Annotated in this window: 23 protein-coding genes and 1 pseudogene; 1 reads left to right on the top strand and 23 read right to left on the bottom strand. The window is 65.6% G+C overall.

From position 1 onward, the window contains the following. From ACH2CY_RS27910 to ACH2CY_RS27860, 11 genes and pseudogenes are all read right to left on the bottom strand, one after another. A partial coding sequence (locus ACH2CY_RS27910; RefSeq protein ID WP_395023292.1) for a TrbI/VirB10 family protein occupies positions 1-775 on the bottom strand: 775 nt, incomplete at its 3' end. Between the two features lie 104 nt (positions 776-879). Then, complete coding sequence (gene trbG, locus ACH2CY_RS27905; protein ID WP_395023290.1) at positions 880-1,905, bottom strand: P-type conjugative transfer protein TrbG; 1,026 nt, start codon at positions 1,903-1,905, stop codon at positions 880-882. After that, positions 1,902-2,585: a conjugal transfer protein TrbF gene (gene trbF / locus ACH2CY_RS27900; RefSeq protein WP_097543863.1), complete on the bottom strand. Its 684-nt coding sequence runs from the start codon at positions 2,583-2,585 to the stop codon at positions 1,902-1,904. The genes trbG and trbF overlap by 4 nt, the downstream gene beginning before the upstream one ends. A gap of 2 nt (positions 2,586-2,587) precedes the next feature. Continuing rightward, positions 2,588-3,967: a P-type conjugative transfer protein TrbL gene (gene trbL / locus ACH2CY_RS27895; protein ID WP_395023289.1), complete on the bottom strand. Its 1,380-nt coding sequence runs from the start codon at positions 3,965-3,967 to the stop codon at positions 2,588-2,590. Position 3,968: 1 nt separating this feature from the next. Further along, a complete protein-coding gene (gene trbK-alt, locus ACH2CY_RS27890; RefSeq protein ID WP_395023288.1) occupies positions 3,969-4,367 on the bottom strand; it encodes a putative entry exclusion protein TrbK-alt in 399 nt (132 codons plus the stop codon). A gap of 14 nt (positions 4,368-4,381) precedes the next feature. Beyond that, the gene (trbJ, locus tag ACH2CY_RS27885; RefSeq protein WP_395023287.1) at positions 4,382-5,140 is read right to left on the bottom strand and encodes a P-type conjugative transfer protein TrbJ; all 759 of its coding nucleotides are present in this window, start codon (positions 5,138-5,140) and stop codon (positions 4,382-4,384) included. Beyond that, on the bottom strand, positions 5,137-7,575 hold the full coding sequence (trbE, locus tag ACH2CY_RS27880; RefSeq protein WP_395023286.1) for a conjugal transfer protein TrbE: 2,439 nt from the start codon (positions 7,573-7,575) through the stop codon (positions 5,137-5,139). Before trbE ends, trbJ begins: the two co-directional genes overlap by 4 nt. 14 nt (positions 7,576-7,589) lie before the next feature. Next, positions 7,590-7,871 carry a VirB3 family type IV secretion system protein gene (locus ACH2CY_RS27875; RefSeq protein ID WP_395023285.1) on the bottom strand — a complete coding sequence of 94 codons (282 nt, stop codon included), beginning with the start codon at positions 7,869-7,871 and terminating at the stop codon, positions 7,590-7,592. A gap of 44 nt (positions 7,872-7,915) precedes the next feature. After that, positions 7,916-8,164: pseudogene (locus ACH2CY_RS27870) on the bottom strand (TrbC/VirB2 family protein); the annotation flags it as partial. Positions 8,165-8,199: 35 nt separating this feature from the next. Further along, positions 8,200-9,240: a P-type conjugative transfer ATPase TrbB gene (trbB, locus tag ACH2CY_RS27865; protein WP_395023284.1), complete on the bottom strand. Its 1,041-nt coding sequence runs from the start codon at positions 9,238-9,240 to the stop codon at positions 8,200-8,202. 249 nt (positions 9,241-9,489) lie between these two features. Beyond that, a complete protein-coding gene (locus ACH2CY_RS27860; RefSeq protein ID WP_395023283.1) occupies positions 9,490-10,494 on the bottom strand; it encodes a lysozyme inhibitor LprI family protein in 1,005 nt (334 codons plus the stop codon). Positions 10,495-10,562: 68 nt separating this feature from the next. Between ACH2CY_RS27860 and ACH2CY_RS27855 the strand changes: the two genes are divergently transcribed. Beyond that, positions 10,563-11,057: a hypothetical protein gene (locus ACH2CY_RS27855; protein WP_395023281.1), complete on the top strand. Its 495-nt coding sequence runs from the start codon at positions 10,563-10,565 to the stop codon at positions 11,055-11,057. Between the two features lie 32 nt (positions 11,058-11,089). Here ACH2CY_RS27855 and ACH2CY_RS27850 read toward each other — a convergent pair whose 3' ends face one another. The 12 genes from ACH2CY_RS27850 to ACH2CY_RS27795 all read right to left on the bottom strand — a co-directional run bounded on the left by ACH2CY_RS27850 (position 11,090) and on the right by ACH2CY_RS27795 (position 20,233). Next, positions 11,090-11,524 carry a CopG family transcriptional regulator gene (locus ACH2CY_RS27850; protein WP_395023280.1) on the bottom strand — a complete coding sequence of 145 codons (435 nt, stop codon included), beginning with the start codon at positions 11,522-11,524 and terminating at the stop codon, positions 11,090-11,092. Between the two features lie 5 nt (positions 11,525-11,529). Then, the gene (locus ACH2CY_RS27845; protein WP_395023279.1) at positions 11,530-13,521 is read right to left on the bottom strand and encodes a conjugal transfer protein TraG; all 1,992 of its coding nucleotides are present in this window, start codon (positions 13,519-13,521) and stop codon (positions 11,530-11,532) included. Positions 13,522-13,550: 29 nt separating this feature from the next. Continuing rightward, the gene (locus ACH2CY_RS27840) at positions 13,551-15,290 is read right to left on the bottom strand and encodes a relaxase/mobilization nuclease domain-containing protein (protein ID WP_395023277.1); all 1,740 of its coding nucleotides are present in this window, start codon (positions 15,288-15,290) and stop codon (positions 13,551-13,553) included. 243 nt (positions 15,291-15,533) lie between these two features. Beyond that, the gene (locus ACH2CY_RS27835; RefSeq protein WP_395023276.1) at positions 15,534-16,250 is read right to left on the bottom strand and encodes a lytic transglycosylase domain-containing protein; all 717 of its coding nucleotides are present in this window, start codon (positions 16,248-16,250) and stop codon (positions 15,534-15,536) included. A 3-nt stretch (positions 16,251-16,253) separates the two neighbouring features. Next, entirely contained in the window at positions 16,254-16,601 is a 348-nt protein-coding gene (locus ACH2CY_RS27830) for a DUF736 domain-containing protein (RefSeq protein WP_395023275.1), read from the bottom strand. 44 nt (positions 16,602-16,645) lie between these two features. After that, positions 16,646-17,191 carry a S26 family signal peptidase gene (locus tag ACH2CY_RS27825; protein ID WP_395023274.1) on the bottom strand — a complete coding sequence of 182 codons (546 nt, stop codon included), beginning with the start codon at positions 17,189-17,191 and terminating at the stop codon, positions 16,646-16,648. Further along, positions 17,188-17,709, bottom strand: a complete 522-nt coding sequence (locus tag ACH2CY_RS27820; RefSeq protein ID WP_395023273.1) for a DUF2840 domain-containing protein — start codon at positions 17,707-17,709, stop codon at positions 17,188-17,190. The genes ACH2CY_RS27825 and ACH2CY_RS27820 overlap by 4 nt, the downstream gene beginning before the upstream one ends. Beyond that, positions 17,706-17,960, bottom strand: a complete 255-nt coding sequence (locus tag ACH2CY_RS27815) for a hypothetical protein (RefSeq protein ID WP_395023272.1) — start codon at positions 17,958-17,960, stop codon at positions 17,706-17,708. Before ACH2CY_RS27815 ends, ACH2CY_RS27820 begins: the two co-directional genes overlap by 4 nt. Beyond that, positions 17,957-18,610, bottom strand: coding sequence for a ParA family partition ATPase (gene parA, locus ACH2CY_RS27810; RefSeq protein WP_395023270.1), 654 nt, complete (start codon positions 18,608-18,610; stop codon positions 17,957-17,959). Before parA ends, ACH2CY_RS27815 begins: the two co-directional genes overlap by 4 nt. Before the next feature lie 211 nt (positions 18,611-18,821). Continuing rightward, positions 18,822-19,709, bottom strand: a complete 888-nt coding sequence (locus ACH2CY_RS27805) for a replication initiator protein A (RefSeq protein WP_395023268.1) — start codon at positions 19,707-19,709, stop codon at positions 18,822-18,824. Positions 19,710-19,719: 10 nt separating this feature from the next. Beyond that, entirely contained in the window at positions 19,720-20,001 is a 282-nt protein-coding gene (locus ACH2CY_RS27800) for a helix-turn-helix transcriptional regulator (protein ID WP_395023266.1), read from the bottom strand. Positions 20,002-20,140: 139 nt separating this feature from the next. Next, complete coding sequence (locus ACH2CY_RS27795) at positions 20,141-20,233, bottom strand: DNA -binding domain-containing protein (protein ID WP_395023291.1); 93 nt, start codon at positions 20,231-20,233, stop codon at positions 20,141-20,143. Positions 20,234-20,242 lie beyond the last annotated feature (9 nt).

The following is a 20,242-nucleotide window of genomic DNA, read 5'->3' as shown; positions in this document are numbered from 1 at the left end:
GCTGGCCGAAGCCGACGCCGTTGTCATACTGACCGATGACGCGTGTGCCCTGCGGGATGAGGAGGATGTGCCCGGTCGGGCTGTCATAGATGTTCTCCGTCACCTGCGCCGTGATCTGGCCGGGCAGGTCGGAACGAATGCCGGTGATGAGCGCGGCGGAAATCACCGCGCCGGCTTGAAGGATGTTCGCCGATGCCGGAGCGGCGACGCGATCGGTTGAGACGGTGCGTTTGTCGGGCGTCTGGTTGAGGAAGGCGAGTTGCCGGTCCTGCGCCGAGGGCGTCGCTGGCTGCGGCGCGAGGCCGAGATCGGTCAGATCCGGCAAGGGCGTCGTGGCATTCGCTGTCGTGGTCGCAGTCGATGCCACGTTGCGCGTTTCGGTAGAGGTGAAGAGGCGCGCGGTCCTCGCTGCCTCCAACTCCTGCAAGCGGCGCTGCTCCTCGGCGCTGAGACCGGGTTGCACGGCGGGGGTGCCGATCCGTGACGGCGTCACAGGCTGGCCGCGGTTCTGCGCGTCGAGTATAGGGCGGCCGAGATCGCCCGGCAGCGGTGGGCCGAGCACCGGGCCGGTATAGTCCTTCGGCAGGGTGTTGAGGCCATCGGGTGTCGTCCGGTTGTCGGTCGAATACAGCTCCTCGTTCGACCGGCCGCCATGCTGGACCTGAAGCGCATAGATCAGCGCGCCGCCGATACCAACACCGGCGACCAGGCCGAGACCGGCCAGCACTTTGCGCGACAGGCGGGTGACACGCGGCGGCTCGGGACGCAGCCGCATGGGCGCGGCCGGTTCTCCAGTCAGCGGCCGGGCATCATCGTCGGCCTCCGGCTGGGGTTCCAGCCCGGACTTGCGGCCTTCCTCCTTCTCGGGATCGATCTCGCTCACGACGCGGGCCTCCCGTCAGTCCGGGAGATACGCACGCGCTTCTGGTTCTTGTCCGCGCCGAAGCGTAGCTCGGCGGCGGCGAACAGCCGATCGATGATCATGTAGTTGCCGCGCACCCGGTAGTTCACCAGCTCGGACGTGTCGCCCTCAGGGCCGACAACGAAGAGCGGCGGCATCTCGCCCTGGCCGATGCCGCGCGGGAATTCGATGAACACCTGCTTGCCGTCGTCGAAGGCGCGTAGCGGCCGCCACGGCGCGCGATCGCCCGTCACCTCGTAGCGGAAATTGACGCGGGAGAGATCGACGCCACTGGCGACCGGCTGTGCGGCCTCGGCCTCCGCATTCTGGCGGCGTAGCGCAATGAGCTGGTCCTGCGGATACTGCCAGGAGACCGAAGCCATGTAGGTCTTCTCGGTCGAGCGCAGCTCCATGTGGTAGGTGCGCAGGTTGGTGTTGATGACGAGGTTGGTCATCAGTTCGGCGCGCGTGGGCTTCACCAGGATGTGGATCTGCTTGGTCGCGCCCGTGCCGCTCTCGGTGTCGCCGATGATCCAACGCACGGTATCGCCGGCGGCGACCGGGCCGGAGCCAACGAGGGTTTCGCCGGGCTGCAGCGCGATGTCGGTGATCTGCCCGATGGCGGTATAGACCTGATAGAGTGCGCCCTGCGTGAAGGGATAGACTTGCATGGAGTTGATGAAGCCGTCGCGGACGGGCTGGATGCGGGCCGCTGCGTTGGCCTGATTGACGCGCGCGGCGGGATCGGTCGGCTCTGGCGTCCGGCGCGAGGCTTCGACCGGCTTCATCTGGCCGGGAAGCGGCAGCGGCTTTGGCAGTTCGACCACCGTGACGGGTGCGGGGGGATCGACCGCCTGCACGGCAGGCGCGGCATCGTCATAGGAGATTTCCGGGGGCTTCTGCATCGTGGCGCAACCGGCAAGCGCCGAGGTGCAAACAAGGAGAGCCGAGAAAGCGGATTCACGGAAAGCCGGCCTCCCGGCGGCGCGGAAGGTCGGTGTCATTGTCCAAGCTCCTTCGACCAGTTGATGGCGTTGACGTAGATGCCGAGCGGATTGGCCCGGAGTTTTTCGGGGTCGCGTGGTATCTGCACGGCGACGGTGAGGATGGCGGACCACCGTTCGGTCGAGGCGAGCGACCCGTCCTGATAGCGGCGCTCGATCCAGGCGACGCGGAACGAGTCCGGCGAGGCGCGGATCACGCTGGAGACTTCGATGGCGATCTGCTGCTTGCCGACTTTGGTGAAGGGGTCGTTGGCGCGGGCGTAATCGTTGAGCGCGAGTGCGCCTGCCTGCGTAGTGAAGTCGTAGGCCCGAAGCCAATTTTGCCGGACGATGATCGCGTCGGCCGGGATCGACCGGACCTCTTCAATGAAGCGGGCGAGATGAAACGCGATCTGCGGATCGGTCGGACGGTAGTCGGCGACAGCGGCGGCGACCGCCTGCGCCTGGCCGAGCTTGTCGACCTGCACCACCCAAGGCACGATCGAGCCACTCATCGACTGCCAGACCAGTGCGGCCGACAATCCGGCCGAGAGCGCCAGCGACCCGAAGGCCATGAAGCGCCAGTTGCGGGCCTGCACGCGGGCTGAGCCGATGCGATCGTCCCAGACCTGGGCGGCGCGTTGGTAGGGGGTCTCGGGTTGCGGTGATTTGCCGTAATGGGTGGCGGGTCGTTTGAACATGGTCAGTCGCTTTCGGAGAGGTTGATGGAAGAGCCGCCGCCATGGCTGTCGCCCGACTTGACCGCGTGAGCCGCAGCCTGGACGCCGTGCGACATCTGCTGCGAGCGCTTCATGCGCTTCGCCCAGGCGGGCGGGCCGTCGGTGGCGGAAGAGGTGGATGTGGCAGCGGCCGGAGGCGCTTCTGCTTCGGCGTCCTGCGAACCACTGCCGATGGTGCCCGCAGTGGATGATCCGCCGGTCACTTCAAACGCAGCACGTGCGCCGGACTGGTAGCTCGACTTGAGGCCATCAGCGGCCTGGGAAGCCGCGCGTTTCAACGGTGAGGCTGCGGCCTGCGCACCGGCATTGGCGACATTGCCGAGACCCGACGCCACAGCCGATGCGCCGGATTGGCCGGCAGCACCCAGACTGTAGGCGGTGGACGCACCACCGGCGAGCGCGGCCCCGCCACGGGCAGCGGCAGCGGCGCCGCCAGCAAGGGCAGCGCTTCCTGATGCGATCGCGCCCACCGTGGCCGCACCCGCTGCGACCACGCCGCCGGCGGCGAGGCCTGTGCCGACCGCGGCGCCAGCGCCAAGCTGCGGGCCGCCCGAGACAAGACCATTGGCGATGCCGGGACCGAAGATGCCGAGGCCGAGCAGCGACAGGGCGGCGAGCACGATCGCCATGGCGTCGTCGATCGATGGGGTCGCACCGCCGAAGCCCGCGGTGAACTCGGAGAACAGCGTCGAGCCGATGCCGATGATGACGGCGAGCACCAGCACCTTGATGCCGGAGGAAATCACGTTGCCGAGCACGCGTTCGGCCATGAAGGCGGATTTGCCGAACAGGCCGAAAGGGATCAGCACGAAGCCTGCGAGCGTCGTCAGCTTGAACTCGATGAGCGTCACGAAGAGCTGGACGGCGAGGACGAAGAAGGCGAGCAGCACCAGCATCCAGGCAAATAGCATGCAGGCGATCTGGATGAAGTTCTCGAAGAAGGACCAATAGCCCATCAGGTTCGAGATCGAGTCGAGCAGCGGGCGGCCGGCATCGAGGCCGGTCTGCGCCAACTTGCCGGGGCGAAGAAGATCGGTGACGGTAAAGCCCGTGCCGGATGCCTTCAGGCCGAGGCCGGCAAAACTCTCGAAGACGATCCGGGCGAGATTGTTCCAGTTGCCGATGATGTAGGCGAAGACACCGACGAACAGCGTCTTCTTGACCAACCGGGCGATGATGTCCTCATCGGCGCCCCACGACCAGAAGAGTGCTGCCAACACCACGTCGATGACGATCAGCGTGGTGGCGATGAAGGCGACCTCGCCGCCGAGCAGGCCGAAGCCGCCGTCGATGTAGCGGGTGAAGACCTCGAGGAAATGGTCGATGACGCCGGTCCCGCCCATATCAGTGCGCTCCCGGCCGGACAGGTTCGGGCTGCGCGACCGGAGCGGCGTCCTCGGCTGCGGGCGCACTTTCCTTGATGGCCGGATCGTCGGTTGGGAAGAGCGTCACCGGCGCCAACGTCATCGTCCCGCGCGGTTGGGAAGGCTTCGGGCCTTGACCCAGAAATCGGTCGCGGGCCTTGGCCCAGACATCGAGGCAGGTGGGATCGCGGGTCGCCGCTTCGCCCATGTCGCGGCACCGGCGCAGGACCTGGCGAAGCGCATCGGTGTCGTCGCGCTCGTGGACGAGCGTGCGGACCTGCGGCTCCTCGGGCTTGCGGGTCAGTTCTATGACCGTGGCGGTGATGGCGACGCCGACGAAGACGACGGCGCTGAGCCGGGCGAGGATCTTGCCGTCCATGGCGATCTCCCCGTTCAGTTGCTGCCGGGGAACATCCGGGCGTTACCCGGCTGGTAGCCCGTGCCCGGCGTCAGGAAACGGCGACGCTGTTCGCGGCCCTGTTCGGCCGCCGCCGCCTGCTCGGCCGATTGCAGCGCCTGTGCGCGACCGTTCGCCGCGACGACTGCAGTAAGATCGGCGAGCTGCTGGGCCTGAAGGGCGAGGAGCTGGTTGCCGGCCTGGGTTGCCTGAAGCGCGCCGGTGGCGCCTTGGCTCTGGCCGACAAGCGCGGACATCTGGGCGCGGTTGGTGTCGATATTGCCGACGACACCAGCCTGCACCTTCATGGCGTCCTGCAGGCCGCCGACCGTGTTCTGCCAGCGCGATTTGGCGTCGGCCACGAGTTGCGCATCCGAGGCGGAGAGCGAGACGCTCCCGTATTTCTGCTGGAATGCCTGGTCGATTTGCTGGACATCGTAGGCGATGTTCTGGGCCTGGCTCAGAAGCTGCTGCGTGCGCTGCACGGACTGTTGGAGCTGTTGCAGCGAGGAATATGGCAAGCTCGCGAGATTACGGGCCTGGTTGATGAGCATCTGCGCTTCGTTCTGAAGCGAGGTGATCTGATTGGTGATTTGCTGGAGTGCGCGGGCGGCCTGAAGCACGTTTTGCGCATAGTTGGTTGGGTCGTAAACGATGATGGCGTGCGCGGGCGTCGCCAGCATGGGCGCGAGAACGACGGGCGCGGTGAGCAGCGCGGCAGCAAGCCGCGCGCCAAGGGAGCGGCGCAGTTTCATAGCAGTTTCTCCAGGTTGATGAGGTTGGGAATGAGGTCGGCCGCCCAATCGACGCCGCGATGGCGCAGCCAGGCGTCAAGGAAGCTGTCCAGGCCGTGCTCGGCAGTAATGCGGGCGATCGCCGCCTGATCGGTCTTGGACGATGCGGCGCAGAGCGCCAGCGCCACCTCCGATAGGCCCAGCTCGAACAGCCGGTTGCCGCGCCTGGACTGGCAGTAATAGTCGCGCTTCGGCATGGCCCGCGCGAGGATCTCGATCTGCCGATCGTTGAGGCCGAAGCGGCGATAGATGGCCGTGATCTGCGGCTCGATCGCCCGTTCGTTCGGAAGCAGAAGCCGGGTCTGGCAGCTCTCGATGATGGCGGGGGCGATGGCCGAACCGTCGATGTCGGAAAGCGACTGCGTGGCGAAGATGACGGAGGCGTTCTTCTTCCTGAGCGTCTTCAGCCATTCACGGAGCTGGCCGGCAAAACCCTCGTCGTCCAGCGCCAGCCAGCCTTCATCGACGATAATGAGGGTCGGTGAGCCGTCGAGCCGGTCTTCGATCCGGTGGAAGAGATAGGCGAGCACGGCGGGCGCCGCGTCCGTGCCGATCAGTCCTTCGGTCTCGAACGCCTGAACGGTGGCCGTACCCAGATGCTCGCTCTCGGCATCGAGCAGTCGGCCCCATGCGCCGCCGATGCAATAGGGGCGGAGCGCCTGTTTGAGGTCGTTGGACTGGAGCAGGACGCAGAGGCCGGTGATGGTGCGTTCCTCGATCGGCGCGGAGGCCAGTGAGGTCAGCGCCGTCCAGATATGCTCCTTCACCTCCGGCGTGATGGTGACGCCCTCGCGGATCAGGATCGCGACGATCCAGTCGGCAGCCCATGCCCGCTCGGCCGTTTCCTCGATGCGCGCCAGCGGCTGGAGCGAAACCGAGGTCTCCGAGCCGTCCGTCAGGCCGCCGCCGAGATCGTGCCAGTCGCCGTGCATGGCGAGCGCGGCGGCGCGGATCGAGCCGCCGAAGTCGAAGGCGAAGACTTGGGCTTGCCGGTAGCGCCGGAACTGCAAAGCCATCAGCGCCAGCAGCACGGACTTGCCGGCGCCGGTCGGCCCGACGACGAGCGTATGCCCGACATCACCGACATGGAGGGAAAACCGGAACGGGGTCGAGCCTTCGGTCTTGCCGAAGAGCAGTGGGGGCGCTGCAAAATGCTCGTCCCGTTCCGGCCCCGCCCACACCGCCGAGAGCGGGATCATGTGGGCGAGATTGAGCGTGGAGATCGGCGGCTGTCGCACGTTCGCGTAAACGTGGCCGGGCAACGACCCGAGCCAGGCATCCACGGCGTTGATGGTTTCCGCCATCGCGGTGAAGTCGCGGCCCTGGATGACCTTCTCGACCAGTCGCAGTTTCTCGTCGGCGACTTGGCGGTCGGCGTCCCACATCGTCACCGTCGCGGTGACATAGGCGATGCCGGCATAGTCGGCACCAAGTTCCTGAAGCGCGAGGTCGGCATCCGCCGCCTTGTTCGACGCATCGGTATCGACAAGAGCGGAGGCCTCGTTGGTCATCACCTCCTTCAGGATCGAGGCGATCGACTTGCGCTTGGCGAACCACTGGCGGCGGATCTTGGTCAGCAGCTTCGTGGCGTCGGTCTTGTCGAGCAGGATCGCGCGAGTGGACCAGCGATAGGGAAAGGCCAGCCGGTTCAGTTCGTCGAGCAAGCCCGGCGTCGTCGCGGTCGGAAAGCCGGTGATGGTGAGGACGCGCAGATGCGACGTGCCCAATTTCGGCTCCAGCCCGCCAGTCAGTGGCTGGTCAGCGAGCAGAGCGTCGAGATACATTGGCGTCTCGGGGACGCGGACGCGATGGCGGTGCGTGGAGACGCAGCCGTGCAGATAGGTCAGCGTCTCGGCATCATCCAGCCAGCGGCATTCCGGCATGAAGGCTTCGATCAGCCGTAGCAGCCGGTCGGTGCGGTCGGCGAAGCCCGTCAATACCTCGTTGGGGTCGATGCCGGTCTTCTCGCGGCCTTCGTAGAGCCAGGTTTCTGCGCGGGCAGCGTCCTCGGCCGGTGGCAGATAGGCGAACGTCAGGAAATAGCTGGATTCAAAGTGCGCGCCAGCTTCCTCGAAATCGGCCTTGCGCTCGGCATCGACCAGCGCCGAGGCGGCATCGGGAAAGGTGCTGATCGGATAGGTCGCGGCGGCGTGGCGTTGCGCCTCCACGAAGATCGCCCAGCCGGAGCCGAGACGGCGGAAAGCGTTGTTGAGGCGGCCGGCGACGGCAACCAACTCGGCGGGTACGGCGCTGTCGAGGTCCGGTCCCCGGAACCTCGCGGTGCGCTGGAAGCTGCCGTCCTTGTTGAGGACGATGCCGTGGCCGACCAGTGCGGCCCAGGGCAGGAAGTCGGCGAGCCGGCTGTTGCGGTTGCGATATTCGGCGAGGTTCATCATCGCGGCGCGTTCCTTCAGACCGTGAGGTGCGCAGGAATGCGCAAATGGCGGCGACCGACCTCGACGAAGAGCGGATCGCGCTTGGCCGCCCACGCCGCCGCGAAATGCCCGATCGTCCAGATGGCGAGGCCGATCAGCCAGAGCCGCAGGCCAAGACCGATCGCGCCTGCCAAAGTGCCGTTCATGATCGCGATGGCGCGCGGGGCACCGCCGAGCAGGATCGGCTCGGTCAGTGCCCGGTGGACCGGAACGGTGAAGCCCGGAACCTCGCCACCCTGATCGACAGCGCCCGCCATCAGACGAGCGCCCCGCCGCCGAAGCTGAAGAAGCTGAGGAAGAATGAGCTAGCGGCAAACGCGATCGACAGGCCGAACACGATCTGGATCAGCCGGCGGAAGCCGCCGGATGTGTCACCGAAAGCCAGCGCCAGGCCGGTCGAGATGATGACGATCACGGCGATAATCTTGGCGACTGGGCCTTCGATCGACTGAAGGATGGATTGCAGCGGCGCTTCCCACGGCATGGACGAGCCGGAGGCATGGGCGGGCGCAGCCATGACCACGGAAAGCGTGGCGATGGAGACGGTCATTGAGAGGCGTTGGCACACAAGGCGCAGGCGTTGGGTCACGGGTTTTCTCCTTCGGGGCTGGGGATGAGGATGTGGTTAGTGGGGGCCGCACCGCCGTCGCCCCCAAGAACCGGGGAGCTGACGGCTGGCGCGACGCGGTAGTCGCCGCCAGGGCCGAGGCCCTCGACACGGGCGAGTTCGGAAAGTCGACGCGCGGAGCCGCGGCCGGAGAGGACTGCCACAAGGTCGATCGTCTCGGCGATCAGCGCGCGGGGGACGGTGACGACGGCTTCCTGGATAAGCTGTTCCATCCGTCGTAGCGCACCGATGGCGCTGCCGGCGTGGATGGTGCCGACGCCGCCGGGATGGCCGGTGCCCCAGGCTTTGAGCAGGTCGAGCGCTTCCGAGCCGCGCACCTCACCGACCGGGATGCGGTCGGGGCGCAAGCGGAGCGACGAGCGAACGAGATCGGAGAGCGAGGCAACGCCGTCCTTCGTTCGCATAGCGACGAGGTTCGGCGCGGCGCATTGCAGTTCACGCGTATCTTCGATGATGACGACGCGATCGGATGTCTTTGCGACCTCTGCCAGCAGTGCGTTGGTCAGTGTCGTCTTGCCGGTGGAAGTGCCGCCGGCGACGAGGATGTTGGCGCGTGTGGCGACGCCCTGCCGCAATGCTTCGGCCTGTCCGGCGGTCATGATGCCGGCCGTGACGTAATCGTCGAGCGTGAAGACGGCGACGGCAGGCTTACGGATTGCGAAGGTGGGAGCCGCGACCACGGGCGGCAACAGCCCCTCGAACCGTTCCCCCGTTTCCGGCAGTTCGGCCGAGACACGCGGAACGCCAGCGTGAACTTCCGCGCCGACATGGTGCGCGACTAGACGCACGATGCGTTCGCCATCCGCCGGTGATAGCCGCTCACCTGTGTCGGACAGCCCTTCGGAGAGACGATCGATCCAGATGCGCCCGTCCGGGTTCAGCATTACCTCAACGACGGAGGCGTCTTCGAGAAATCGGGCAATGGCTGGGCCGAGTGCGGTGCGCAGCATCCGCGCTCCTCGTGCCGAACTTTCCGAATTTTGATGTGAAGTGGCCATCTGATCCCCGTGTCCGCCGGGGAGACATCAGACGGTCCCCGGACGGGGATGATTAAAAGAGCCCTGTTTGAGGCCAGTTCAACAAGAATTCAGAGGCGTAGTAGTGTAGCGCGCAAATACAGGAGATGTCGTAGATTGCAGAGTTCTGTGATCCGAAAATCACCGTAGGAGACATTCAAAATCCCGGATTGTCGGGCATCCCGCAAAAGATGCCGCCGTCTGACGGAAAGATCATTGTGGCCGTTCTTATCACTGGCCCAAATGCGGGAAGCCCGGTTTGGTCAGGCAGGATGTGAACCACGCCCTGTTGTCGTCATCGAGCAGCAAGCCATTTTCGGCATCGAGCTTGTCCACCCCGTTCCCCAGCACCGGGAAGTTTTTGGGCAACTCCGCGCCGACTGCTTGCCAGCCGCTTTCGCCGTCGCCGCATCCTGTTGCGCTTTGCGGATCGCAATAAGCGGCGGGGCTGGCCCTGCCCGCTGCGATACGGCTCATGCCATAATGGGTATAAATCGCATAGGTCGCCCAATCTTCGCTCATGGCGCATAGCCGGTCGCCATTCTGGACGCTGACCATGCCCATGCAGCTATAGGTAAAGCTTTCCTGGTTTCTGTCGGCGGGAAAAAAGCCGCAGTCGCTCGCAAAGCCGGAAAATGCGCCCCGGGGGAATTGGCCGAGGTAGCGGCGCTGCGCCAGCGCCTGTGCGATCAGGCCGGTTTTCGATCGGTCGCGAAGATCCGCAGCCCTGCTGCCGATCGCATCGCGCACTATGGCGATGGAGAGCGGTTGTCCTTCTAAATTGCTCTCCAGATCGTGATCGCGCGCCTTAATCCAGCGGCGCTGGCTTGTGACGATCATCGCCCGGATTTCCGCATCGGGCGCGGCGCGAAGCAGGGCCGCATAAGCGCGGTTTAGGGATGCATCCGCCTGCTTCAACTCCCCGCTAGCGCAGATCCGTTTTTCGACCGCGTTGCCGGCCTTGGTGCAATCGATCGCTGCCGCCGGCGTGGCGAGACACAGGCCCAGCGCCCCGGCGACTGGAATAATCAGCACCCTGAACAGCCAGCGGTGCCTGCGGATGGTGGTATCCAAAGCCGGTGTATGCGCACGAGTTTCACTCACAGCATCGCTCGAAATGTGATCTTGCTGGCGCAACAGCGCCTTCCTGCGCTCGAACTCGGCGTCATTCAGCACCCCCGCTTCGCGAAGGCGAGTAAGCTTTTCCAAGCGTTCTGGATGGTCATCGGCAATCATTGGCTCACTTCGCAGTGCCGAAATGATCGTCCGGCTCTGTCCACGACATTGACGCCGGGAACCTAGCGTTGACGATCCGACAGGAACATCCATGCCAACGTACCGGTACTTTGCGGCTGTTGGCTTGCCGCAGTGCTGCTTCCTATCATGCGGGGAAGGTCGGAGGCGCCGTTGGTCCCGGCTGCTCGGAGCAAAATGTGCAAATTTTACGGATCGTGTGGGCAGTGACACTGGCGATGATGTTGTCGGCGCCAGCTTCGGCTGCTTTCCGAGGCGATTTTGCGGGCCTTGCCATATGTTCGAAGCTCAGCGCCATCCCGAAAGGATGCAGGACAATAGATTGCCACGCGCGTGCGCCGCTGCGGGGCGAGTGCCGTTTCACGCTGGCCAGCAACGGTATCGGGATCGAATATCTCATTAAGAATGCCCAGGTATTGGACAAGAAGATTGTGCTCAGCGCTCACGCAGGTTTTGCCGCACCCTATGGGCTACATCACGGTGACGACTACGAAACCGCTGCGCGCAAAATCAAGGCTAGTACCGGACTGGCATCGCATGCCTGATTTCGAGCGGCCACAAGCTACGGCCTGATCACCTAGCCATCACCACCGGCAACACTGATATCCTCGCTAATTTCCTGGCGAAGCTTCGGCCCTTTGGCGAGACGCCGACCGAGCGCAGTGACGAACTGGTCGTATCGCTCGCCGGCCTTGGCGCGTGCTGCCTGCGCGGCAGGCTCGGGCAGCGCAGGCGTGGTCGCGAGCCAGAACTTGATAAACACGGCCAGGCTTTCCACCGCGATGCCGCTATCGCGTTCGAGCCGGGTCATGCGCCGGTCGAGTTGATCGAGACGCTTGGCAATCACTGCTTCCCGGCGCTCAGCGGCATCCGGTGACAGGAAGGACGCGATCGCGGCCTCGGCGATCATAGACTGCGACTGGTCCCGGCGCGCGGCATGGTCCGCAAGCATCGTCATGATCGCTGGATCGAGATAGACCGAGATCTGGGCCTTCTTCTTACGGGTCTCCATGATAGTCACAGCTCCATGCCGTCGTTCGGATCGAGTGAGACCTGTCGCGCTACGCCCTGCATGATCCCGGTCATCCGCCTGTTACGGGTGGCGGCGTCCTCCATCTCGTCATCGCGATCAGCATCGATCTCGAACTCGTTTTCGATGGGTGGCGTCTTCTCGACCGACTGCACCCGATTGAGCTCCGGTTGATGGCGCCGTTCGGATTCGGTCGGGTCTTCATCCTGGACGGCCTCGACCGGTTTCGCCTCGGCGAGCTGGGGTCGCGGCGGAAGCGGCAGCGAGGTCCAATCGTCGGGGCGCCCCTGCTTCGGTGTGGAGAGGACAGGAGGCGGCAGGATGCGCTCCTTGAACCTGTTGTCCTCGTAATAGCGCGCCTTCTTCGCCCGGATCGGCGGTGTGCCCGCGACCATGACGATCTCGTCGCTCGGCGGAAGCTGCATGATTTCGCCGGAGGTCAGCAGGGGCCGCGCCGTCTCCGAGCGTGACACCATCAAATGCCCGAGCCAGGGCGAGAGCCGATGGCCAGCATAGTTCTTCATCGCCTTCATCTCGGTCGCGGTGCCGAGTGCGTCCGATACGCGCTTGGCTGTGCGCTCGTCGTTGGTCGCGAAGCTCACGCGGACATGGCAGTTGTCGAGGATGGAGTTGTTCGCCCCGTAGGCCTTCTCGATCTGGTTCAGTGACTGGGCGATCAGGAAACTCTTCAACCCATAGCCGGCCATGAAGGCCAGCGCCGACTCGAAGAAGTCCAGTCGCCCCAGGGCCGGGAACTCGTCCAACATGAGGAGCAGCCTGTGCCGTCCGGCTTTGGCCTGCAGATCCTCGGTCAAGCGGCGGCCGACCTGATTGAGGATTAAGCGGATCAGCGGCTTGGTGCGGTTGATGTCGGATGGCGGCACGACGAGGTAGAGCGTCGTCGGATGTTTGGCCGTAACGATGTCGGTGATGCGCCAGTCGCAGCGCCGCGTTACTTCGGCAACGACGGGATCACGGTAGAGGCCGAGGAACGACATCGCGGTGGAGAGCACACCCGACCGCTCGTTGTCGGATTTGTTCAGCAGCTCGCGCGCGGCGCTGGCGATGACGGGATGCGGCCCGGCTTCGGCAAGATGCGCGGTTTTCATCATCGCGGCGAGCGTCGACTCGATCAGACGCTTCGGATCGGAGAGGAAGGCGGCGACACCGGCGAGCGTCTTGTCCTCTTCGGCATAGAGGACATGAAGGATAGCGCCGACCAGCAGGGCATGGCTGGTCTTCTCCCAATGGTTTCGCTTCTCCAGCGAACCTTCCGGATCGACCAGGATGTCGGCGATGTTTTGGACGTCGCGCACTTCCCATTCGCCGCGCCGCACTTCGAGCAACGGATTGTAGGCAGAGGACTTCACGTTGGTCGGATCGAACAGCAGCACGCGGCCGTGCCGGGCGCGGAAGCCCGCGGTGAGCTGCCAGTTTTCACCCTTGATGTCGTGAACGATGGCCGAGCCCGGCCAGGTCAGCAGCGACGGCACGACCAGGCCGACACCCTTGCCGGATCGTGTCGGCGCAAAGCACAGCACATGCTCCGGCCCGTCATGCCGGAGATAGTCGCGATCGAGTTTGCCGAGCACCACGCCATCCGGGCCGAGAAGCCCCGCGGTCTTGACCTCTTCCGTCTCGGCCCAACGGGCGGAGCCGTAGGTTTCGACCTTCTTGGCTTCACGCGCCCGCCAGACCGACATGCCGATGGCGACGGCCACGGCGATGAAGCCGCCCGATGCAGCGATGAATGCGCCCTGGGTGAAGATATCGGGTGCGTATGCATCGTAGAAATACCACCACCAGAAGAAGGCGGGCGGCAGGTAGAAGGGGAAACCGAAGACCGTGAACCACGGCGGTCCGAGCTGCGTCTGGAAGCCCAGCTTCCACGCGACATATTCGGTGGCGCCCCAGGTGGTGGCGAGAACGATCAGAAAGACGGTGAGGATCTGACCCCAGAGGATTTTGGTGGCCGACATGGCGACGGTCCTTTCTTGGGAATTAAGGGTTAGAGGCCGAGCCCCCGTTTGCGGCCAAAACTCCAGTCGATGCCGCCGTCGTCGCGGGCGACGCCGGAGACATGGCGGCCGAGCTGCTTTTCGAGCGAGGGCGTCCAGGGCACGAGTTGGAAACCGAGCCCGTCGTCGATCATGGCGAAGCGGCCGGAGGCGAGCGTGAGGCGCTGACGATAGGTGCCGGCGACATATTCGCCGCTGCCTGACCGGTTAAAGGGCTGGCCGGTCTCGGTGGCGAGCTTGTCGCCAACCGCCTCCAGTTCCCGGCGGCGCAACGTGTCGATCAGGTTGCGGCCGAAGCTGATGCGCTGGCCCTGGCGCTCGGCCAGACCCTGTTCGACCAGATGCTCAGCGCGGGCGGACATGGCTTGCCGCACCTCGGCGCCGAAGCCGCTTTCGGAGAGAGCGACCGGCTCGCGTGCAATGTTCTGCCGATCAAGCCAGGTGGCGCCTGTCGCCGTGACCTGAGCATCAACGTCGAGATCGGAGCGCACGGCGAGCGCGACGCGGCGCTGGCCACGCGCGTCATCGAACTTTCTGAGCTCGACGATCGAGCCCGGCGCGCTGTCGCCGGCTGCGTCGAGATCGGGCAGCTTGATATGGTGGGTGCGTCCGTCCACACCATCCACCACGGCGTAGGCCGTGCCGTTCAGCTCGTCATCGAGACCGCGTTCGATCAGCCGTCCGACGACGGGCAGATCGAGGCTTTCGGCCGCCAGGACATAGCTGGTGGAACCACGCTCGATGCCGCGCTCCGTCAGCGCCTTGTGCATCCGCTTGATGATATCGCCGCGCTCACCCAGCTCGCGCAGCGTCGCCTCGGCTTCGGACCTGATGAACCATTGCGCGTTGCCGACCTGGCCGGCGAGGCCGAGCGATTCCAGCTTGCGCAGTCGCCCAACCTTCAGGGCATGGAACTCGTCGGGCTGCTGGCCTGGAATCGGAGCGAGGTCGATGATCCCTGTATCGCGCCCGTCCCGAACAAGCTGGCGGTCGAGCTGCGTCCAGCGTTCCGTTTCGATCTGGCGCTCGATCGTGCGGCGGATGTCGAGATCGGTGCGCGGCCCCAGCTCTTGGGTGATGAGATCCCGCGCCCGGTCGCGCATGCCCTCCTTGATGTAATCGCGTGCGATCACGAGATCCTGGCCGTCGTCGCGTACCCCGCGCACGATCAGATGGATATGCGGATGCTCCGTGTTCCAGTGATCGACAGCCACCCAGTCGAGCTGGGTGCCGAGATCCTTCTCCATCTGCCCGACGAGATCGCGGGTGAAGGATTTGAGATCGGCCATCTCCAGCGCGTCATCGGGCGAGACGATGAAGCGGAAATGATGCCGGTCGTCCTGGCACCGCTCGGCGAAGGCGCCTGCATCCGCGTTTTCGCTTCCCGGCCCGAACAGGCGGGCCTTTTCCCCGTCGCGGGTCACGCCCTCGCGGCGCAGATAGTTGAGGTGCTGTCCAAGCGGTGCGGTGCGGGCCGAATGGCGCACGACGCGCGCCTTGATGACGGCACCGCGCGAGCGCGAAGTGATGAGGCGGTACGCCTGGATGCTGGCGCGCTGGCCGTGCCCGAAGCGCGAGCGGTTGCCGGGCACGATGCGGCCTGAGCGTGATACGCCGCCGCCAGCCTTCTTCGCCGCCGCCAGCACCTGCGCGATGAACGGCTTGGCCCGCTGCGCACCGGAGGAGCGGATGCGGCCGGGCCGGACGCGGAACTCGCGCTCATCGGACATGGCGCTGCCCCGCAATGTGCGAAAGTTCTTTGCGATACAGAGGTCTGGACCGGTGGCGCACATTGCCGCAAAAGGCCGCAAGGTGCGGAAAGCTCAAGAAAATCCTGCAAAAACAACCAACCGACCGACGCGCAATGTGCGCTCTTTTATCCTGCCCTCCTTCGGTCGTGTTGCCTGGTCCCCACTCCTGCGCCCTCCATGCTGCGCCAGAGTCCGACAGGATACGAATGGGAGGCAATGCAGTCATGGGGCCGGCCTTTCCGCAGAGCGTGTCACGAACAGGCCGCCGGACTGCGGCGCGATGGCGGAGACATCGCGCACGGCAGTTGCGGCCGGTGCGTCGTTCGACCGACGCTCCGCCGGCACGGGATCGGCAGCGGCGGTGCTTATCCGTTGCGCGATGAACAGCGGCGCGCGGGTCCAGGCGAGTGCGTCAACAGCGGCAATCATGACCGGACTGGCGATCTCGCCGCCATCGATGACCGGCGCGAGGGCAGCGACATAGGCGCGGGTTTCCGCGGGCAGCGAGCGGCCGGAAAGCGAGGCTTCATAGCGGCCGGGGCCGGCATTGTACGCAGCGAGAAATCCGGGTGAGCCGTAGCGGTCGTACAGTTCGCGCAGGTAAGCCGTGCCCGCGAGGATGTTGTCGCGCGAGTCATAGGGATTGCTGCCGAGCCGATATCGGACGCGCAGTTCCGTCCAGGTGGCGGGCATGATCTGCATCAGACCCATTGCGCCCGCCGAGGAGATCGCTTGACGATCGCCGGCGCTTTCAGCGCGCATGACGGCCCTGATCCATGCCACGGGCACGCCGAAGCGCTGCGAGGCCTCCGCGACATAGGCGGCATAGGGATCGCCGGGAACCGGACGCTGCACCGGCTCCGCCTGCGCCAGTGCGGACTCCATCGGCGCGGCGGCGAAGGCCAGGCCGGAAAGGAGAAGGAGGACCGAGCGACCCATGCGTCAGTCCTTCCCGCTGCGTGTCTGCGGGCGGCTCCAGTGCAGCGACCATGTGCTGCCAGCGTTGTCGTCGCGGAACAGGTTGGCGCGGATCGGTTGCGGCAAGGCCGGATCGTCGATCGTGAGCGCGACGTATTCGCCCGCGCGTTCTCCTGTGCGTTTCCAGGCAGCTCCGACTTCCGGGCCGGTCTCCGCACCCGCGCCATGAGCGAGATGGATGCGGTAGTCCGGCGCGTTTTCAGCGTCGGTCGGTTCAGTCGGAACAAGGGTGATTTCTTGAGTGATAGTGACGGTGTGAATGCGCCCGACGAAGCCGGATTGCTCGCGGGTAAAGCTGCCGATCTGCGGCATGGGAAACCTCCATTGCGTGGGTTGGGGATGGAAAGCGGCGGTCGTCAGCGTGTCGCCGCGCGCCAGACAAAGCGGCCGTCGCCGTCCTCGTCGGTGTAGAGCGGCGTTGCCTTGCCGATGACGGCGCGCGCCGGGATCGGGCCGAAGTAGCGGCCGTCCAGGCTGTCGCGGACGTCGGGGTTCATGAGGAAGATGTCGCCGTCCGCGATGCGACGGCAGCCCTGCCAGACGGGCAGTTCGCGGCCATGCCGGTCTCGGTCGAGCGCATCGCCGAGCGACACGGCATCGACCGTGATGGTGTTGCCGGTGCGGCAGACCTGTTGGCCGTGAAGTCCCATCACGCGCTTCATCAGCGGCACGCCGCGGCCGATATAGCCGCGCTCGACCATGAAGTCGGCGAGCGGCTTGTCCGGCATGACCGCGACAAGATCGCCGACCGCCAGATTGCGCGGCGGGTCGAGGTCATAGAGGCCGATCGGCACGCTGGCCGAGGCATTCCAGACGAGGCGGAGCGGCGTCGGAATGAACGAGGCCAGCGCCACACCCATCACCGAGAAATACGTCACCATGACGTAGCCGAAGCGGGTCATTGTTCGATCTCCCGCCGCTTGAGCCACGCCTGATGTCGATCCATCGTGTAGGCCCGCGGCGCGTGGCCAGCGCTCATCCGGTTGGCGACGTGCCGCCAGTGATCGGGCGCAACGTCGCAGGCGTCGATGCCGGCGGCTTCCACCGCATCGATGTGGCGGAGCACCTGTTCGACTTTCGGCCAGCCCTCGATCTTGAGCAGGATGTCGCCGCCAGGCCGCACGAAAGGTAGCGTCTGGTAAGGTTCGCCCGGTTCGACGGCGCGCACGATGTCAATGCGCGAAATGATCGTGCCGAAGTCGTTGGCCGCCCACCGCACGAAGGCGAAGACGCTGCCGGGCCGGTAGGAAAAGATGCGACGGCGGCGGTCGAGCACCTGTTCGCTCGCCTCGCGGCCGAACCTGATCCAGTTCTCGATCCGCTTTTCGATATGGGTCAGCTCGACATGGGTAAGGCTGTCGGCGGAATGCACGCGCGGCACCGGGCCGCCGCGCGCGGAGGGAACCGCGGCGCTGGTCATGATGGGTCTCCTTCGGAGGTTGGGGGATATTCGCGCGCGAGCAGGTCGCGCAGCATGTCGGCGACGGTCTGCCCGCGCCGGAACGCGATGATCTTGATCCGGCCGCGCAATTCCGGGGTCACGTCGATGGTGAGCCGCGCGGTGAAGCCGCCCGCGTCGCTGTCGCGTGGTGGCGCATCGGCCGCCTTGATCCAGTGTTCTGGATCGGCAGGCCGGGAAGCGAAGCCGCGACGGGTTGGGCGCTCGCTCATCGTGCAGCCCTTCCGATACCGAGCCGGTCGATCTCGTCGGCCAGTGCCGCGATCTCGCGCGTGGCGGGTGTGTTGTCGTCGAGTTCCGAGACCAGGCGGCCCGACTGCGCAGCCGCCGCAAAGGCGATGCGCTGACCGATCGTGCTGGCGAGTACGGGTGGATCGTGGTCGGCCAGCGTCTCGGCCGTCTCGCGGGCGAGGACGGTTCGGGCGCCGCAACGGTTGAGCACGAACCGCGCAGCGAGTTCGGGCCGGTAGATGCGCGCATCGGTGACGAGCGCCAGCATTTCGGCCGAGGCCCAGCCGTCGAGCGGCGACGGCTGCACCGGGATCAGCACGAGATCTGCGGCGAGCAGCGCTGAGCGCATCAGCGCGGCGACGCGGGGCGGGCCGTCGATGACGACATGATCGACATCGCGGGCCAGTTCTGGAGCTTCCCGATGCAGCGTATCGCGTGCCAGGCCGACGACGCCGAACGCGCGGGCCAAGCCCTCGCGGCTGCGTTGTTGCGACCAGTCCAGCGCCGAGCCTTGCGGATCCGCATCGATCAGGGTGACGCGCTTTCCCTGCCGAGCCCATTCGCCTGCAAGGTTTAGCGCCAGCGTCGTCTTGCCGACGCCGCCCTTCTGGTTGAGGAGCGCGACGATCATGACGCGCTCCCGATCGTCGGCGAGCGGTTATCCGCAATCGTAGAAACGGCGGAGTGCGTTAGAAGAATTCCATAGGAATTCTGGTTAGATAAGTTACGGGCGCCGCAAGCTTTTGATTCAAGGCGAGGAATCGACGATTCCGGTCCCCGATAGCACGAGGATCTGGTCCCCGATGGCACGATAGGCGCGGTCCCTGATAGCACGAGACTATTCACAGCTTATCCCCAGGGCGAGCGGTTGCACGGCGACGGCGAAGCCGCGGCACGCCGAAGGGGGCCGGGTCGGTCGGAGCGAAGGAAAGGCGTTCGGGAAGACCTGACGGCTGCTCGATCACGAGCCGATAGCCGGGCAGCGGCTGCCGCCGGACGATGTCGCGCAGGTCGTAGGCGAAGTGCTTGAGGGGCGAGAGCGAACCTGACTTGGCGTGCAGGTGGAGGAGATCGAAGCTCCAGCCATATTCCTGGCGGCCACCATGTTTGCGCACGAGCCGGTAGAGCCAGCGTTCGAGCCCGCCAGTGAGGTCGAAATATGCCTGGTCGATGGTCAGCACGAGCGCATCATCGAGGACGGCGGCGTAGAACCAGTCGGGGAGGATCAGTTCGAGGCCCAATGGCCGACCGCGATGATCGGCCTTTTCCTTCCACTCGTTGATCCAGGAGAAGCGGTGCATGCGCCGCTCGGTCGGCTGGCGGATCGAGGTTGCCACAGTGGTCGACTGCAGGCGGTCGAGCGCGGCCTTGAGACGGTCGTAGTCACGCAGGCTGACACCGCGACCGATGAAGGTGAGGATCTCGTAGGGCGTCGTCGCCATCAGGCGGGATGGCCGCAGCCCCAGATCGCGGGCTTCGACAATCTGCGAGGCCGCCCAGATCAGCACATCGGCGTCCCAAATCGTCGCCATGCCGTGCTCGGGCACGGCCTCGACGCGGATCACGACCGATCCTGCCTTGAAGTCGATCGGCGCCAGGCGCTTCGACTTGGCGAGCGAGAAGAAGGGATAGGCCATGAGGTCCTGGGCGTCGCGCGGCGCGAGATCGCCGGGCAGTGTCCGGAACAGATCGAGCTGAGCGCGCTCGCTATCGTGATGGTGAAACGTCATGGCCGGACGCTCAGCGGGCGTAGCGGCCGGCGTGGACCAGCGAGGTCGGTTCCTGCCGCTTGGCAGGCAGCACCGCGCCGCGCGGATCGGAGGTCGAGGTGACGGCGCCGCGTTCGGCCCAGGCCTGAAGGTCGTCGACCGCGTAGACGACGCGGCCGCCGAGCTTGCGATAGGCAGGGCCGGTTCCGTAGGTGCGGTGCTTCTCGAGGGTGCGGGCCGAAAGGCTGAGGAACTCGGCGGCTTCCTTGGTTCGCAGAAACCGTGGCGGGAGAACGGCGAGATCGGGTCGCATGGATGTGGCCTCCGTGGGTTCGTTGGGGCCGCTGGGCATCAGCGGATGACGAAGGCCACGGTGGCGAAGAAGCCCCGGCGGGAGGGAGGGCTAAGGTAGGGGGACTAGATTCCCCCCCCTCCCGGAAATGTGAAATTCGCTAGGATCGGCGGCGATGACGCAGAAGCTGCCTATAGCCACCCTGGATCATGGCCAGGCCATCCCGCACGAGATCCTTGACGGTGTCTCGCAGCGCCGATGT

Origin of the sequence: Dongia sp. (assembly GCF_041905885.1) — a bacterium.
Classification (GTDB): domain Bacteria; phylum Pseudomonadota; class Alphaproteobacteria; order Dongiales; family Dongiaceae; genus Dongia.
Note: the sequence above shows the minus strand (reverse complement) of the source record. Positions and strands in the feature narration are given on the sequence as shown.